The 16206-nt window shown below is 54.5% G+C and carries 20 protein-coding genes; 8 read left to right on the top strand and 12 right to left on the bottom strand.

Annotated features, from left to right (window positions below; all coding sequences use genetic code 11):
- Positions 1 to 28: 28 nt before the first annotated feature.
- On the top strand, positions 29 to 592 hold the full coding sequence (locus GJR99_RS09485) for a GNAT family N-acetyltransferase (RefSeq protein ID WP_225317608.1): 564 nt from the start codon (positions 29 to 31) through the stop codon (positions 590 to 592).
- 18 nt (positions 593 to 610) lie between these two features.
- Here GJR99_RS09485 and GJR99_RS09480 read toward each other — a convergent pair whose 3' ends face one another.
- The 4 genes from GJR99_RS09480 to GJR99_RS09465 all read right to left on the bottom strand — a co-directional run bounded on the left by GJR99_RS09480 (position 611) and on the right by GJR99_RS09465 (position 3364).
- The gene (locus tag GJR99_RS09480) at positions 611 to 856 is read right to left on the bottom strand and encodes a hypothetical protein (protein WP_151111531.1); all 246 of its coding nucleotides are present in this window, start codon (positions 854 to 856) and stop codon (positions 611 to 613) included.
- 23 nt (positions 857 to 879) lie between these two features.
- The gene (hisI, locus tag GJR99_RS09475; protein WP_151111530.1) at positions 880 to 1248 is read right to left on the bottom strand and encodes a phosphoribosyl-AMP cyclohydrolase; all 369 of its coding nucleotides are present in this window, start codon (positions 1246 to 1248) and stop codon (positions 880 to 882) included.
- A gap of 55 nt (positions 1249 to 1303) precedes the next feature.
- The gene (locus GJR99_RS09470; protein WP_151111528.1) at positions 1304 to 2347 is read right to left on the bottom strand and encodes an A24 family peptidase; all 1044 of its coding nucleotides are present in this window, start codon (positions 2345 to 2347) and stop codon (positions 1304 to 1306) included.
- A 78-nt stretch (positions 2348 to 2425) separates the two neighbouring features.
- Complete coding sequence (locus tag GJR99_RS09465) at positions 2426 to 3364, bottom strand: hypothetical protein (RefSeq protein ID WP_151111523.1); 939 nt, start codon at positions 3362 to 3364, stop codon at positions 2426 to 2428.
- 216 nt (positions 3365 to 3580) lie between these two features.
- Between GJR99_RS09465 and GJR99_RS09460 the strand changes: the two genes are divergently transcribed.
- The 5 genes from GJR99_RS09460 (at position 3581) to GJR99_RS09440 (ending at position 6556) form a co-directional block, all read left to right on the top strand.
- Complete coding sequence (locus tag GJR99_RS09460; RefSeq protein WP_007543922.1) at positions 3581 to 3817, top strand: hypothetical protein; 237 nt, start codon at positions 3581 to 3583, stop codon at positions 3815 to 3817.
- The gene (locus tag GJR99_RS09455) at positions 3814 to 4167 is read left to right on the top strand and encodes a type II toxin-antitoxin system PemK/MazF family toxin (protein WP_151111522.1); all 354 of its coding nucleotides are present in this window, start codon (positions 3814 to 3816) and stop codon (positions 4165 to 4167) included. Before GJR99_RS09460 ends, GJR99_RS09455 begins: the two co-directional genes overlap by 4 nt.
- Positions 4168 to 4370: 203 nt before the next feature.
- Entirely contained in the window at positions 4371 to 4979 is a 609-nt protein-coding gene (locus GJR99_RS09450; RefSeq protein WP_151111520.1) for a hypothetical protein, read from the top strand.
- Entirely contained in the window at positions 4980 to 6086 is a 1107-nt protein-coding gene (locus tag GJR99_RS09445) for a tyrosine-type recombinase/integrase (protein WP_151111518.1), read from the top strand. It begins immediately after the preceding gene.
- A 254-nt stretch (positions 6087 to 6340) separates the two neighbouring features.
- Positions 6341 to 6556 (top strand): hypothetical protein, encoded by a 216-nt coding sequence (locus GJR99_RS09440; protein WP_151111516.1) that lies wholly within the window; start codon positions 6341 to 6343, stop codon positions 6554 to 6556.
- Between the two features lie 567 nt (positions 6557 to 7123).
- Here the strand turns inward: GJR99_RS09440 and GJR99_RS09435 are convergent.
- The 4 genes from GJR99_RS09435 to GJR99_RS09420 all read right to left on the bottom strand — a co-directional run bounded on the left by GJR99_RS09435 (position 7124) and on the right by GJR99_RS09420 (position 10356).
- Positions 7124 to 8515 (bottom strand): hypothetical protein, encoded by a 1392-nt coding sequence (locus GJR99_RS09435; RefSeq protein WP_151111514.1) that lies wholly within the window; start codon positions 8513 to 8515, stop codon positions 7124 to 7126.
- A gap of 1 nt (position 8516) precedes the next feature.
- The gene (locus tag GJR99_RS17915; protein WP_151111512.1) at positions 8517 to 8714 is read right to left on the bottom strand and encodes a LuxR C-terminal-related transcriptional regulator; all 198 of its coding nucleotides are present in this window, start codon (positions 8712 to 8714) and stop codon (positions 8517 to 8519) included.
- A gap of 117 nt (positions 8715 to 8831) precedes the next feature.
- A complete protein-coding gene (locus tag GJR99_RS09425; protein WP_151111510.1) occupies positions 8832 to 9164 on the bottom strand; it encodes a hypothetical protein in 333 nt (110 codons plus the stop codon).
- 823 nt (positions 9165 to 9987) lie between these two features.
- The gene (locus GJR99_RS09420) at positions 9988 to 10356 is read right to left on the bottom strand and encodes a hypothetical protein (RefSeq protein WP_151111508.1); all 369 of its coding nucleotides are present in this window, start codon (positions 10354 to 10356) and stop codon (positions 9988 to 9990) included.
- 266 nt (positions 10357 to 10622) lie between these two features.
- Between GJR99_RS09420 and GJR99_RS09415 the strand changes: the two genes are divergently transcribed.
- Entirely contained in the window at positions 10623 to 11645 is a 1023-nt protein-coding gene (locus GJR99_RS09415) for a DNA-methyltransferase (protein ID WP_151111506.1), read from the top strand.
- Here GJR99_RS09415 and GJR99_RS17845 read toward each other — a convergent pair.
- On the bottom strand, positions 11642 to 13114 hold the full coding sequence (locus GJR99_RS17845; RefSeq protein WP_191967097.1) for a restriction endonuclease: 1473 nt from the start codon (positions 13112 to 13114) through the stop codon (positions 11642 to 11644). The genes GJR99_RS09415 and GJR99_RS17845 overlap by 4 nt on opposite strands.
- 159 nt (positions 13115 to 13273) lie before the next feature.
- A complete protein-coding gene (locus tag GJR99_RS09405; RefSeq protein ID WP_151111502.1) occupies positions 13274 to 13771 on the bottom strand; it encodes a MarR family transcriptional regulator in 498 nt (165 codons plus the stop codon).
- Positions 13772 to 14437: 666 nt separating this feature from the next.
- Between GJR99_RS09405 and GJR99_RS09400 the strand changes: the two genes are divergently transcribed.
- Positions 14438 to 14947 (top strand): hypothetical protein, encoded by a 510-nt coding sequence (locus tag GJR99_RS09400; RefSeq protein ID WP_151111500.1) that lies wholly within the window; start codon positions 14438 to 14440, stop codon positions 14945 to 14947.
- A 101-nt stretch (positions 14948 to 15048) separates the two neighbouring features.
- Here the strand turns inward: GJR99_RS09400 and GJR99_RS09395 are convergent, their stop codons facing one another.
- Positions 15049 to 15510: a hypothetical protein gene (locus tag GJR99_RS09395; protein WP_151111498.1), complete on the bottom strand. Its 462-nt coding sequence runs from the start codon at positions 15508 to 15510 to the stop codon at positions 15049 to 15051.
- A 219-nt stretch (positions 15511 to 15729) separates the two neighbouring features.
- Entirely contained in the window at positions 15730 to 16119 is a 390-nt protein-coding gene (gene fer / locus GJR99_RS09390; protein ID WP_151111496.1) for a ferredoxin Fer, read from the bottom strand.
- Positions 16120 to 16206 lie beyond the last annotated feature (87 nt).

Genomic DNA, 16206 nt, shown 5'->3' with positions numbered 1-16206 from the left:
TTTTGCCTCGGCAGACTCGAGTTCGAACGTGGACAGTTCCATCGACATCAGGCCGCCGTGTTCGCTCGCCGAGATGCGAGACGTCTGGCAAGTGAACGTTCGCTGTTGGGTGGACGCCTACGACCACATCCTCCCTGGCGACGCCCTCCCGGACCCAGACGTCGCTCCCGACGACGACGGACTTCGCCAGCGGTTCGAGTATGCGAATCTGCTCGACGAAACCGACTCGGGGAGATACGTCGTCGCCGTGGACGAATCCACACCGGATGAAGAGACTGGTGTCGTCGGGTTCGCCGCGACACGGTGGGGCGAGGAGACGAAGTCGTTCGTCGACGACGACGACGCCGGTCTGTGGGTCATCTACGTCGACCCCACTCGCTGGGGAGCGGGAATCGGGTCGGCACTGCTCGACGAGGTGACTGCTGCAGTCCCCTCACGATACGACCGCCTCGTCTTGGAGACGTTCGCAGCCAACGACGTCGCGCGACAGTTCTACGAGGCGAGAGGATTCGACGTCGTCGAACGAATCGAGACGGCAGTCGGAGAGGAGACGTATCCGGCAGTCGTCATGGCTCGCTCACTCGAAGGGTGATGGCGGCGAGGAGACCACTCAGAAGCTAATCGCCGCGAAAACCAGTGCGAGCGCACCGAAGACGAGGAGCATGAATCCGCGTTCGAGGCCGTCACCGTCTATGGCGTCGTCCGGCGGGCCCTCTCTCGTCGGGTCGAGGACGAACTCCGGGTCGTCTGACCGGGCGACACGGCGGGCCGCCGCCGCGCTCTTGAGGAGTCGGGCACCGAGTGCGAAACACCCGAGTCCCACGATGGCCGCCACGGCGGTGATTGCGTTTACCATGCTCCTATCGACCTTCCATTCGGTTACTCGTCGTCGTAGACGGCGTCGGGGTCGAAGACGCGCTCACCGACGTTCTCGCCCTCGATGGTTCGGTAGAAACACGAGCGGTGGCCGGTGTGGCACGCGCCGACGTTCTGGTCGACGAGGTAGAGCAGTGTGTCGGCGTCGCAATCGACGCGAACCTCGCGTACGTCCTGTGTGTGGCCGCTCGACGCGCCTTTCTCCCAGAGTTCGTCGCGACTCCGCGAGTAGTAGTGTGCCCGGCCCGTCTCGAGTGTCCGTTCGAGGGCCTCCGGCGAGACGTACGCCAACATGAGCACCTCTCCGGACTCCGCATCCTGCGCCACGGCGGGGACGAGTCCGTCCGCACCGAAGTCGACATCGACCGTCATAGTTCGGGCCACGAGGTGACGAAGGTTATCTCTTGTGCGTCGCAAACGCGTCCCATCAGGCGATTCCGACTGCGCCGAGGACGGCAAAGAGGATATCGCCGTAGACGAACGCGACGACCAGACCGACGAACATCGGGACGATGAACGGAATCCCCGGCGAAATCCAGATGGCGTCGCGGGTCGTCACGAGTTCGAGACCGCCACGGAGTTTCTCGGGTGTCGTGCCGTAGGCCGACCCCTCGATAGAATCGAGAAACGCGGCGGCACCCCACGGGTCGTCGAAATCGGTGTCTGTGTCTGTGGCGGTGGCGTCCAATTCAGAACCGCCGTCGCCCGATTCACTCGGCGTACTCTCGCCTTCAGTGACGCCGCCGTCGGTACTCACCGCTCGGTGGACCGCGCCATCGGTCGGGTCGAACGTCTCACCGATACTCTCGGGGTCACGGAACGACTCGGGGTTCTCGCGGAGGTCTGCGAGCGAGCTGCCACGCCAGCGGAGGTACATCCGAAGCGCGTCGATGTCCAACCCGTTTCGCGTGATACCGTCGGGTGACTCGAAGAGGCGGCCGTGCGTCGTCGAAAGCGACGAGACAGAGATACGTCGGCCGACGAACGAAAGCGGAAACTCGAACTCCCCGGCCGCGAGGTTGCGGGCGGCGAGCAACAGAGGATACGCGAGGCCGATGATGACGGTGTTCGTCAGGATGGTCATCGAGAAGACGCCGAGGGCAGTCCGTTCGAGGGGGAACACCAGTTCGCCGACGGTGTAACTCGGGAACGTCGGCAACAAGATGGCGAACACCATGAGCGCCTTGGCGTCGGCACCTCCAAAGCCACCGAGTCGCCAGAAGAAGTACGAAAGCGGGACGACGAAGAAGACGCTCACACCGACGCGGATGAGGTAGAGGCGGTCGAACACCGTCTCTACCGGGAGGTGGCCGAGTGTCTCCCACACGAGCAAGACGAGTCCCAGCGCCGCCAGCGGATACCAGACGACGTTGGGGACGCGTCGCGTGCGGATGTCCCGCCACGCGGTCCACGCGAGGACGGGCACGACGACCAGTCGCAAGAGGTCGGGGAGCGTGCCGATACCGAACATACCGGCAGACTGGGGGCAGGGGAGTTAGGTGTTCGGGATAGGCTATCGATTCTGAAACTGAGGCCGAGTCGCGCAAGGTCAGAAGACGGCGAGTTCGAAGAAGTAGACGAGATGAAACCCGACGTCGAAGAGGAACATCACCACGAGGGGTACCCACACTGAATCAGTGCGCTCGTATCCGAGTGCTGCGGACCCGAAGGCGACTGCCCACAGCACGTGTTCGAATCCGCCGGGGACCTCTGCCAAGATGGTCGCAAACGCAGCGAAGAGGAAGAGTCCGAGTGCGAACACCGGAACGAAGAGCGGTCGGTAGACGACGCGGAGTGAGCGCTCGATGGCACCCCGGTAGACGAACCCGAGTGTGACGCCGCCGGCGATGGTGGACGCGAGGAGGATGGCGAAGGCGTAGAACCGCCACGCTGCATTGGCGGTGACGAGCGAGAGACCGGTTTCCCTGAGAATCGAGTGAAAGAACATCCCTGCCGCTGCCGTGGACACGACGGTCCCGGTAGAACGCACGCCGACTCGACGACGCAGGAGTTCAACGAGCACCACGACGAGGAGACCGTACCACCCGCGGCCGAGAATGGAGAACCTGGCGGCTATCGAGAGTACGTCTACGAAGGGTGCCTTCGGGTGATACGTCCATCCGACGAGCGCGGCGAACGACGTGTCGAACGCCACCATCGTGACGACGCTCGTCGCGAGAAGGGCGAGCAGTGGCGTGAGGACGGCGGCGACGACGTCGCCAACCTGTGCCGGCCGTGGCGGAGAGAGCGAGAGGTCGAGGCCGCGGTACTTCGCGTACGCAAGCGTTGGAAGGGCGAGTCCGGCGAGTCCGGATGCCGAGAGCGGGCCGACGACCGGAACACTGCGGAGTCTGAGGTTGAGCCAGTACGCGAAACCGGTCGTGAGCGTTATGCAGACGAAGAAGACGCTCAGTCGGCCCAGTTCGCGTGCTTCGTGTGGGAGGGAGGCGTCGAGTTCGTCGGGGAGGGTGTCGAGAGACGGGGGCACGTGAAGACGAACCGCTCAGCGTGACAAATCGCTGTCGGCTTCCGGTGACATCCTGTCGTTCGGAGCAGTGCTACCGCTCACCGAACAGATGCCAAAAGAAAGTGCTGAGTTGGCGTCTTAGATGACGCGGTTCTTTCGGCAGTTGTCTCACTCACCTCGTGCAGTGGGCAATAGTGGGCAAGAGTTATCGAGTAGTGGGTCATAGTGGGCAACACGATGAAAGTGGACGCCCGAGACCTGCGTACCAACGACACAGACGACCGGGGTCGAATTTACCTCGGGACGGAGTACGCGAACAAGCGCGTGACCGTCGCCGTGGTGGAAGTCGAAAACGACCAGCCCGACGAAGACGAACTCGCCGCCGCCTATCGGGAAGCATCCGAAAGTGCGGAATCGTTGGCCGAAGCGTGGGACGACACGTCGGACGAAGCGTGGAACGGGCTGGATGAATGAGCGAGGAGACGGAAGTTCGACGCGGTGACGTCGTCATCGTCCGGTTGGACCCCGCCGAAGGCAACGAAATGAAGAAGACACGCCCGGCAGTCGTCGTCCAGAACGACGTCGGGAACGCGAATTCGAGTACGACCATCGTCGCACCCGCGACGGGCACGTACCGAGGCTACCCGTTCGAAGTACTGGTCGAAGCGGACGACTCGCCGTTCGAGAAGGACTCGTCGGTTCGTCTGGACCAGATTCGGGTCGTCTCCATCGAGAAGCGAATTCACTCGGTCGTCGGGAATCTGGACGCGGGAACGATGGGTCAGGTAGACGACGCACTGAAACTGAGCCTCGGTCTCAACTGAGAGGACACGTACTACTCGCGAAGTGTCGCATTCTCATCGGCCCTTGGGGTGAGCGCTTTCGCACAAGCGACTCAGAGCAGTCGCTCACCGGCCGGCGTCGAAAGAAAGTGCTGAGTTGGCGTCTTAGATGACGCGGTTCTCACATCAGTTTCGGGGACAGTATGGGCACAGTTAATATCATGGAATCTGTGTGGTAGGTCACTATGCCGAACCGCTCGAAAACCATCAAAGTCCGCCTCACACCCGACGAGAAGGATGAAGTCGAAGAGTATCTGGAGGTGACGAAAGAGACGACCTCGTTGAGCGACTTTGGACGACTCGCACTCCTACGGCACATCCGCACGGATGACGAAGATGAGGCCGCAAGAATCGACCCCGAGCAAATTACGGATGCAGTCGAAGTTGGGTTGTCTGACGTACACGAGCGTCTGGACCGTTTAGAGAGCCACATAGTTGCGATTGACTCAAATACGAACAACGACGACGAGATAGACAAGCTAGCTCGGGACATCTTTACCTCGCTCCCGACTGTGACCGAGGCTTCCGAGCTACCTAGCTTGTACGAGATTGGTGTGACAAGTGCAGGGGACGACTATTCCCTCGCTCAGTCGCTCTCAACTCCGTCAGCGTGGGCCAACTACTATGATGTAGAGGTATCCGTAGCGCGGCGAGCTTGTGCCCGCATGCTCGAATATTTCTCAGCGGATGTCGAGTACGAAGTAATAGAAGGGGGAGGCGACGTGCCTGTTGAAGGAGAAGGATACAGCGAGAGCGTTGGAGTTGCCGAACGGCGTTATTACAGGACACAATAAATGCCCAGACGCCGCTACAGAGCCACTAAGGAGTGCCGCCCAGAGATACGCCGTCGGGCCCGTGACCTCCGTAACGCATCTTCGGATGATGATGACGACGTGCGGAACGTGGCGAGTGCTGAGGCATACATCAAGGATTTGAGGTGGTTCGACCACTATCTCGATGAAATTCCAGTTGACCCAGACGACGAGATATTCCTCGATGACGACGATGTAGCCGTCGAAGTTGGTTTAGACAAGGTATCTGATTTCACGTCTGACCATGCCAAACTCCTAGGGTTCGCGCTTACAGAGCGGTTTAACGGCACTACACCACAGAACCGCTGGAAGCAAATCCACAATATGTTCGACAGCCTCCGTCGAAGCGGGAAAATAGACAAGAACCCGATGGAGGAGTGGGACGAGGTGAAGCGAACGGAGTTCGGCATAACGAAAAGTACCGAACAATCCAAGCATCTCAAAGACGGGGAGGATTACGCTCCTAGCCGCGACGAAATTGAGATGATGCTTGAGAATGTCGGCCCTCCTCGGCATCGAAACCAGACCCTCATTCGATTCATGTACCAGACGGGTCTACGACGTGGCGAGGCCGCTGACCTGACCTTAGAAGACATCGACCGAGAGAATCGAGAGGTAGTCGTGCGAGCGGCTGTCGCGAAGAACAACACGAAGCGCACAGTCGCTTGGCAAAAGTCCCTCACGGGGTTGATGGACATGTGGCTGGACGTAGACCGCGATGCATACACGAATGGCGATGAGTCCAATCGATGGCTATGGGTGAATCGCTCTGGTGGAAAGATGACAGGCGAGAGTATCAACGAGGTTGTCGTCAAAGCCGCGTGCAACGCGGGAATCAACAGAGCCCTCTATGCAGATGCAAACGCCCCGCTTGACCAGAACGGTGAGCCGATTCCAAACCGGTGGAAAATCAGCGCACATAACCTGAGGGTCGCGCTCGGGACGTATCTCGCGAACGAAACTGATGCTGGTATCTACGAGATTTCGCGGGCTTTAGGCCATAAATCGGTGAAAGTCACCGAAGAGAAGTACGTCGAAGATAGCGACCGCGCAGGGTTAGACGACCTGAAAAAATACGGGCCAGACTAGCGGAATTCGCACCTCTCAGCGTGTCGTGCGAGGTCTACGAGCTTCTCACCGCGACCGACGTACACCTTCTGACAGCAATACTCACAACGAAACCATCCCGCGTCGTCTTCGCACGGTACATACCCCTTCAGTTCGAGTCGAGTATCCATATCGGAGAGACGGCGACTGACCCTAACCGTCCCAATTCCGTGCAAAGAATTATTGGTCGGAAGAAGATGTGCGCTTGATAGCCGTTTGAGTCGTCAGAGCCAGCGATGACCGAGGAACGCTACGTAGTTGGAGCTATGACGGTGACGCTGACCATGAAGAACGGAGTGCCAATCGAAGCCGAGTGCGAGTGCGAACGATTCGCGAGAAATCAACGCGACGCGATGATGCAGACGATGGATGAAGAGAAATGTCGTCATATTCGGGAGGCCGAGATATTCGCGCACTTCGGGCGGCGAGTTACGCCAGTTAGGGACGAGTAGAGAGTCCGACTCCACGGATTCAGAAAGAGCGACTCCCCGAGATACTCATATCACGGCTGTTGAGGTAGGAGAACAAGGAAAAAGAGAGCGGTCAACATGGGAGTGGAATGGGTTGCTTCCCGCCCAAGACAAGGGAGCGTAAAGGTGCGACGGAGGACAGGACGATTTCCGTGAAACGGCTGATTTCGAACGGATTGGTTTTTACTCGCCTCCAAGCGATGCCGATTTGAGGTCTGCTGTGCTGTGGTCACGTTGAACACTACACTACAACTAACACTAATACTATTGTAACTACTACTACTACTACTACCTACAACCTACCCAACACACCCACCATCTCATCATTACAGCTCATCTCGAAAAGCAAATTCGTCTGAAACGGCTGTATTCGGAACTTTACATTATCTCGCCATTCTTGCGCACTCAGAATCGCTTGGGCGGGAAGCAACCCCACCCACCCCCTCATTCGAATGCCAACACCGTTGTGACATAGCTACAAGTTGTCGGAAAACAGCCGTCTTTCGGCCCCTCAATGTATTGATGCCAGCCAAGGGAGTTGTTGATAGCTTACATCACAAGAGTCGTTCCCTGTTTCATCCGACCTTTGGTGTTAAACTCAAGCGACGTGGGAGTCTCTCCTCGTTTTTTGAATTCCTCGTAGGCTTCGTTGATATGGGTACTCCCTGTCCCGATGGTGTAGTTGTTCACTTCGTCCAGAGATTCCTCCAGACTCTCGATGATGATGTCGCCCCGACTGATGAGGGCATGTAGCTCCTCGTCGTCTTGCTCCCGTTCTGCGACCTTCTTCGTCGCCTCGATGAGAGGGAGAAATCTAACCAGAGCGTCGTAGTAGTGCTTACCTTTGTAGACTGCCGCCACGCTATCACCTTTGTTCCACTCAACCCTGCTGAGTTGGTAGCCGATGTCGCACACTGCTCCGATGAAATCCTCCCACATGTCAACCGCAGTAGTCCTGTCACGGTTGTAGAAGGAGATAGTCATCTCAGTGAAGTCACCACCGTCTTCATCGAAGGTGAGGGGTTGTCGGCGGTGGGTGAGTCCAGCAGTTTGTTGGAGGTTGTGCGTATCCATCTCTTCCATCACCAGCTTCGCAGGGGCGATGCAGATTGGTTCCTCGTCTTTCTCAGCCTGCTCAAGAATGGCGTTGTAGTCCTTCCTTTTACTTCGGGTCCTCTCCACACCAAGGTCTTCATCAAGGGCGTAGAGGAGCTTCTTGGGCGTGGCTGTCCTTCCACGAACGACAGCGGCAAGCAGACCCCGACGAGTTTTCCAGTCCAATTCGTTGTTCTCACCGAATTGGCAGGCCTCTGCCATCCTCATAGTGTCGTCATCTCCGAGCCTAATCGTTGAGAGGTCTGCCCGATTCCCCTGCTCGTCAACTTTGACCTTCCGTGCGCCCGCTTGAGCGGTAGGTTTCTCACCCGTTCGCTCTGCACCCCCTTCGGTGATAATGTGCTTCATACGGCGGATTTGCGCCAACTTGAGCATCTCCGCTTCAACTGCGTTCGCCAGTTCACCCCCGTATTCGTTCTTGTTGAGGTCGTCAGTGAACTCCTCTAGGACGCTGAGGGGTGCGCTGAAACCGAGAGCAGTCTTCTCCTCTTTGGGCATTTCCGTGTAGTCATGGTGGTTGCGGTAGTTCCAGTCCGACACGTCCACACCGTTGTAGTCATAGTCGCTCTTGAGGTGCGCCCACGTAGTGTGACCGTCGTCAGAAGGGCTGTCCTGCATCCAGTTCCGCATCGCACGGGTGCAGAACGCTCCGATGTGTTTGGGTGTGCCGTACTGCCCGACGATGTAAGAGCGGAGATTCTCTACCGTGTGAGTGGGGAGATACCACGACTTGGTGGCGACTTCTTGTTCGCTCTCGAACGTGGAACTCTCCGCTACGAAGTCGCGAATCTCTGCGGGCCCTGTGTGGGTATTGTTCTGCGCCATCTCAGTAGTCAATCTCGGCCTCATCCAGAATCTCAAGCGTGCGCTCTGCTTTCGCCCGCTTGGTACCTATTCGGTCAATATGGGAGTAGACAGTTGAGAGCCGGATTCCCAACTCGGTCGCGACTCCTCGGGGGCTGTGACCATCAGAGAGTAGATTCAACACCTCCTCTTGTCGGCCGCTCAGTATGGTGTCTGACATGTATTTATTATTTTTAACATAGTTGGGTGTGACATTAGTGTTGCTACGAAATGGGTAGAGACTACCAACAGCGTCTAATGAGAGGAAAACGCGGCAGATAGCAGTCTTGAAGCGGATTCAATCTTCAATCGTTGGAACAGCCTCCGTAGCCATCGCCTCCAGCGCATCGTTGACGACTTCAACAAACTCGCCCGTCGCGATGGTCTCGTCCGCATTTTCCTCTCCGCTCCACGCTTCTGCCTCCCATTCCGTCCCGTGCGCAAGCTCGATGCTCACATGCCAGTCCGACCCGCCGACATCTTGGACATAGAGTACCTCTCCCGTGAGCAGGCCATCCTCGTATACCAACGCAACGCAGTCGCGAACCCACGTTCCCAATACCCTCGGGAAATGCAATTCATTGGTTGTTTCCTCCTCGATTTTCGGACGCTGGTGTTCGGACTCCATCATCAGAGACGACGAAATATCATAATGATATAACCTCGGATATTGCTTAGAGTTCCGAATTCCACGCTTTCGACTCTTCTATTGGCGTTGTGACTACCTTTGAGTCGAACTCGTACAGGTACTCGTAGCAGTCAGAGCAGATAGGTACTCGCACGTCACCGTCCTGAATCTCCCGGGCATCAGTCGTGGGGATTACCTCTCCGCACTCCCACCATCGAGTAGACCCACCCTCAATGAGTCGAACAGCCCGACATTGCACGGTCTGTCCGCGCTCCACATAATTCACGAGTGGAATCCAATTCTCCGCACAGTCAGAGCAGAGATTAAACGAGGCATCACCTACAGGGTCTCGGTCGGCGGGGACAACCCGAGTATCGTGGGGACAATCAATCCCGCAGATGGTCGTCTCACTATCAGACAAACGGATGTGTTCTGGCCTTGATTCGGTCAGTTCGACAATTACGTACATTTGTTTTTACCCTCAACGCTCTCCTCTCATTTCATCACGAAACCGCCAAGCGTCAGGCCGACCGCGAAATCGTTCCTGACGGTGTTTGAGTACCCGCCACTCAGTCACCGCTCTCTTCATACGGCACGAATTCGACGTTGAACACAGTCTCGCAGTCTCTGCAATAGACTGCTGTCTCTGTTGCGTACCTCTGCCGATAGAGGTCAGCATCGTATGTCTCCTCCCAGACCGCCCGCGACGGAATCGACAAATCACGCGAGTCTACCAGTTGCAAGCGTGATGGGCTGTCGTCGTCACCGCAGGTCGGACATATCCATGCAACGTGTTCCCATCGAGTGGTTCTGGTTTCGGTCATGGTTATAAGATAATGCGAAAGAGGATGAGTTCTGGCCACGTGAGAATTCCAAGGACTATCCCCACAAAGTAGGGGATAAGCATCGCGACACCCCACGCAAGCACAATCAATCCCCCCACGAGTCCGACATCTGCGACCTGTGAATCCCACGCCAGTTGTATTGCCGTTGGAAAAACAAGGAACAGGTCCACGATACGCGGAGCCATTGTCGAAAGAACCTCGTCAGGAGAAAAAGCAGGGATAAGATGAGCAGTCATCCAGAGAACGGCAGTCGTGATACTCCCCCAAATAGCAAACTTGGGAGTCATATAACCAATAAAGAAGCAACCGACAGTCCCGATGATGAGCAGGTAAAGGATGTCGAGCAACATCGTGAGTTGAGTACACCTGTTCGAAAGATGATATTGCTATCTTACCACTGACAATTGGGGGTCGAATAAATCAGCTCAGGCTTGTGTCAATTATACATCTAATCAGCTCAAGTAGGAAACATTTATCTAGAAACAGCTCATCTCCAGAGACATACGAATCGGACAGTTTGTGGGGGAATCGACGCACAGAGAGGCGATAGAATTGATGTGGAAACCTTAAGTCGAAGATGGCTAAATCTACTACCGAACCTACGAGGACTAGTTTAATGGATGATGTACACGGCGTGACGGATTTGATGGAGTCCGAGGCATACTATACCGCCGAAGGGGGGGCTTGCTACCTCGGAGACAGTCGCGACCTCCTTGATGAACTCCCTGACGAGTCCGTTGACCTCGTGATGACCTCTCCACCGTTCGCCTTGAAACGCAAGAAGGAATACGGGAACAAGGATGCGGAGGACTACAACGAGTGGTTCCTTGAGTTCGCACATAAGGTCAAGCGAGTTCTCAAACCCGACGGCTCCTTCGTTGTGGACATCGGGGGTTCGTGGACGAAAGGCGAGCCGTACCGTGACCTCTACCACTTCGAACTGCTAACTGCTCTCGCTGGCTCGGATGGACCATTTGAACTCGCTCAGGACTTCTACTGGCACAACCCTGCTAAGCTTCCTACACCAGCGCAGTGGGTGACAATTGAGCGCATTCGAGTTACTGACGCTGTAAACCACGTCTGGTGGTTTTCCAAAGGAGAGGACGGCGAGCGGCCTGAAGCCGACAACACCCGAGTCCTGCAGGAGTACAGCGACTCACAAAAGAAGTTGATGGAAGACGGTTACAAAGACAAGAAGCGTCCGTCAGGCCACGACATCAGCGATAAATTTGATAAGCCAAAGAATGGTGGCGGAAGTATCCCAGACAACCTCATCGAAGCCGCTAACACCGCAAGCAACACCCACTATCTACGTGCGTGCCGCGAGCTTGATGTAGACTCTCACCCCGCCCGTTTCCCCCGCGCACTGCCCGAATTCTTCGTTAAATTCCTCACGGAGAATCCACCATACGAAAACGACGATGACCGTCCGCTTGTGCTGGACATCTTTGCAGGGAGTAACCTCACGGGACGAGTGGCGGCTGACCTCGGTCGAAACTGGATGGCATTCGAGCGACAAGAAAAGTACGTGCAGACCTCACAGTTCCGATTCATGGAGATGGAAGCTATCAAACAGATGGTGGACGACGAGCAATCGGACTTCGGTGACTTTGCAAGCGTCGAACAGAAGGACGACTAACTCTCGTCAAAGTCAGATAGCTGGCCCTGCTCTTCTTCGTCAGGGTTCTGATACTCTTCTATGACGTCCTGATATTCCTCCAGTGTTTCTTCTTCTTTATTTATTCGCTCCTCATCGTCTTCAACCTCAACCATATCCCGCTCTGTGAGTTGTTTGAGTCGCTCAATACGCCGAGTTTCTCTCCGTAGTACAGTAAGCAGGTGAGATGGGTCCTCGTCTAATTTCAACAGGTCATCACCGCTGATGAACATTATCGTGAGATTGTCTCTGTACATCACTCGGCTGGCATATTGGCGGGCATCTGAGGCAACACCAGAACGAGCAACCATCAGGATGACATTTGACTGGAGCATACGTGCGACCCCCACCTCTTCTTTAACATGACTGGTGCGGAGGTTGCTCTCCGTGTTCTTACACTGGATTTGCCATCGTGAGAATGAAACGTCAGTAGAATCCATTATTACGTCAACTTCAGCCCCGCCCGTTGAGCGCCCACGGACGTGCCAGCCCTCGAATTCCAAACCAAGTAATCTGCCTAGTTTGACACCGAGAACCTCAAGAGCCAGACCTTTTTCATGTTTCGAGTCAGCATCCATCTCCTCGTATACCTCTTCGAACGTTTTCCGAATGATATGACGTGGGATTCCAACACGTTCACTGACATCATCCAATAACGGGACCAGAACATCATTCTCGAACTGGTCGGTGGTCTTCACTAAGTTCGGCTTCCCAGAGACGTTCGATGGGTTGACGTACTCGATGTATCCTGAATCTTGCAGTGGTTTTAGCACATCCTTGACGATGCTCTTCTTTGGAATCGAGACCCCATACGCATTCTCAGCAATATCAGCTACGATGCTATTTGGCATCGGCTTCTTCGGGTCGATTCGAGCAAGTGCCTTTAGAAACGCGCGATGTTCAGGAGTTAGCTCGGATAATTCAAGCAGTCCATCGGAATCCAATCCGATGAGGTCCTCAATAACATCCCAACCAATTCCATAGTCATGACCTGTTCCGATGATTCCAACCTTGTTCAGCCAAGCACGCATTTGGCTTACGTCAGAGGTCGTCTCGTGAGTGTACATCCCGTAGTGTTCCTCAAAGGCATCACTGATTTTGGGCAGGGTCGGTTTCTCACCTGACGCGTGCATATCGTCCACTATTTCGATGAGCTTCAGGCCGTCACACTCAAGAAGGATATATTGAGCAAACCGTCGATAGAGGGCGTCTTCGTCGTCACGAAGCGCGTACAATTCCTCACCAATTTCTGTGAATTCGAAACTCTCGTTTACAATACCGTAGCCAGACTTAGTTCCCAGACCATACCTTAGATTCCCTTTCCGGTCTTCGGGATTCTTACTATCTGCAAGGAATCGTTCGGCAACAGCTTCATCGAACTCGGATAGCTCTCCTTGATATTCGTTTACTAGTTCCAGAACGACCGGAAGCTCGGACTTGTCGCCGTCCACATGAATCTGACCGGGACCGAATAAATCGCCATATACAAGGTCAGTATTGTCTCTCGACATTAATTGACATGAGCTGATTAGCCACACTGCATGAAGCTATCGGACGAGCCAACATCATCCAAGGTTGACTCATTCACTCGGCGGCTCTATATCCTGTGGCTATCTCTCGGCCCAAAGAGTCCGAATGGAATCTTCTACAGTCTCACTCCAATCGTACACGTCATCTACGTCGTTTTCAAGAGCCACCACACGGTCTCTAGTCTGTCGAATGAGTTCTTCGAGCGCGTTCAGCCGTTGGCAGAGTTCAGCGTTCTGCTCATGTGCAACACGGACTTCGGTTTCGAGGTCTCGTATCTCCTCTGGTGTTCTAGAAGTATCGATGTCGTGGAGAATTCCCCACTCGATGGCCATTCGAGCCTTGCCTGTGAGGTGAGCTATCTTTGGAGGACGGCGGTCTCCGTAACCGCTGTCGGCGTACGTCACGTCGATTAGCCCAAGCTCTTCGAGTTTATTATACCGAGTATGCACCTTTGAGGCAGTTAGTCCAGTACGAGTACGGATTTCCGAGGTGTTCGCCTCGCCACCATAGTAATCAATCGCCGCCAAGAATCTGCGTGAATCGCGGTCAAGACTGTTCTCCAGTTCGATTCGATTCATAATTTATCATAGCTAACAGAGTGCAAAGGAGTTCGCCACATCATGTTAACCCATGCTGAGAACACATCTGCGCTCAGATGGTCGAGAGATACTCTGGAATATTCCATCACAAACTGCCGACCCCTCTATGGAAGCCAAGGGGTGAGAAGGTAACCGTGTGAGCGTTCAAGATTGGTGAGGAGCCGAGCGAATGCCGAAGACTCTCACATCAGGACATCCGATTGTGTCCATCTGGACGTGTCGGGAACTCAAACAGCGAATCATCATCGTCTGAGGTACAGTCAGTCAATGGCTCCTCCTCTGGTGAAGGGTAACCAACGTCCTCACCAGCAATTGAGTACGCAAAATCTGGCGCTCTGATTAGGCAGTAGTCAGTATCCCCCAGTCTGAACTGAGCTTCACAGGTGTCTTTGATGATGCAGTCAGCGAGAGTCTCGGCGGCGATAAGAATCTCGTAATTTTGGGCTCGACTCGCCGCCGTGCGGAATGCCAATAGAAGAGTACGATGGGCATCAGAATCAGCGGATGGTAATTGCGATGCGCGGATGAATTCTGAGGGTGATATAGTATTGTGACTAGACATGGTTCAGGTTTGTCAATTGTCTTGCAAAGGATTTCTCCCGAACGGACAGGCGGTATTATGTCACAGTCCAGAGGACATCCACTATGTTTGATTCAGATAGTGAGGAGACAGAGCAGAATAAGACGTTAATGCGTCAAGCGAACTATCTTAGTCATAAGTGTGACACTATCATCGATGATTGGCACGAGTTCGGCACTATGGGTGCGATAAAAGACGACCTCAATCTCTTTATTATCACCACTCACGCCGCCATAGAAGATGTGACCACTCACATCATCATACGTCACGTGATTGATGAGCAGTTCACTGACGCCGCTTTCGATTATGTATATTCGAGTATGAGCCAGTCACACCGTGAGCAACTACTCGCGGAGTGCGGGATTCTCTCAGACACCACTAGAGGTAGACTGGGTGAATTTCGAGGACTTCGGAACTCCGTGGCTCACGTCCCTTTTGTACAATTGAACTGGAAAGACCAGAACATTGAGGAGAAGTTGGTTAATGCAACTAAAGCACTTGAACGTCTTACTCACGCCGCATTAGACGAGGGGAGAATAACAGAAATCGTCCAGAGAGACGACGAAGGAGTATGAACTATTGATTAGCGGGAGTCGAGACCGTAAGAGCGTATTTCATGGAGGACAAACAATTGTCGAATCCCAGTTGTGAGCTTACATACCCAGCGGATAGTCAATCACAGGTCGCTGTAGTGCTTGTCATATTTGTATGCATAAATTTTGTCAGTTATCCATCTCAGTCCGTACATCACATTTGCAAAGCCAAGAGCGGCTAACCAAAAATCAGTAGTCCAGTCGATTTTGAACGAGTAAACTAATAAAATATAGAATAGGGATAGTCCAGAAATCAGAATAGGAACGATTTCAACACAGACCCACAGCTCAACTTCTTTAAAATCGTCGCCAAGGTCTTCTCGAATCTCTGAGTCGATATACATGACAGAAGCCGTGAAACCAGTAATCACCATTAAATAAAACCAAGCACGGCAGGTGGTCCACGGCCAAAAGCTCAGGTTAGACAAATACCAAATCGTACACGAATTGAATTCGTGATAGAAATAGCCGAACGTTAGCGGCAACAGATAGAACGCCTCTCTTCGACGTTTGAGGATTAGTTTGATGTCCTCAGCTGAAACCATTTGAGCGAAGTTTGGCTAACAGTTTAAATATATTATACGGTGTGAAGACATATCGTGTACTCAGTACTGTGTGTCTGACTGAGGAAGTAATCTGAAGCCACCTAGTTAGAATGGCTAAAGCCTCAAATTCGTAGAGCAGAAGCTATCTAGCTTCGTTTTTCGACTCAGTTCCGCGCGAAAAATTCGGGTTGTGGGGACACTATGGTCCCACTTTCAGGGTTAGATGACGCGGTTCTGCAGGTAGTCGAGGTGCTTCGCGTTGTAGACGATCTTGACCTCGTCAGCCGTTGGCGAACCGATGCAGGTCAGACGGACGTTCTTGTCGTTGACTTCCTCGTCGGAGAGGATCTGCTGCATGTCCATCTCGATGTCGCCTTCCTTGACGATGGCAGCACAGTTCGCACAGGCACCTGCGCGGCAGCTGAAGGGCCAGTCGTAGCCCTGTGCTTCCGCGGCTTCGAGGATGTACTCGCCCTGGTTGACTTCCATCTCGCCGTAGTCTTCGGCGTCGAGACCGGCGTCAGCAGCCTTCTCGAAGAGGTCGTCGTCGTCGAGGTCCCATCCTTGGTCGTCGAGAGCTTCGTAGTTGAGGTAGGTTACCGTGGGCATCAACAAGCGGTTCGGAGGCCACACCATTAGACTTTGCTGTTCCGTGCGGTGAAAAACCGGCCAGCATAGTGGGGTTGGCGGCAGCGA

It is taken from the genome of Haloferax marinum (assembly GCF_009674625.1).
GTDB lineage: Archaea > Halobacteriota > Halobacteria > Halobacteriales > Haloferacaceae > Haloferax > Haloferax marinum.
This window is presented reverse-complemented; position numbering and strand designations above follow the sequence as displayed.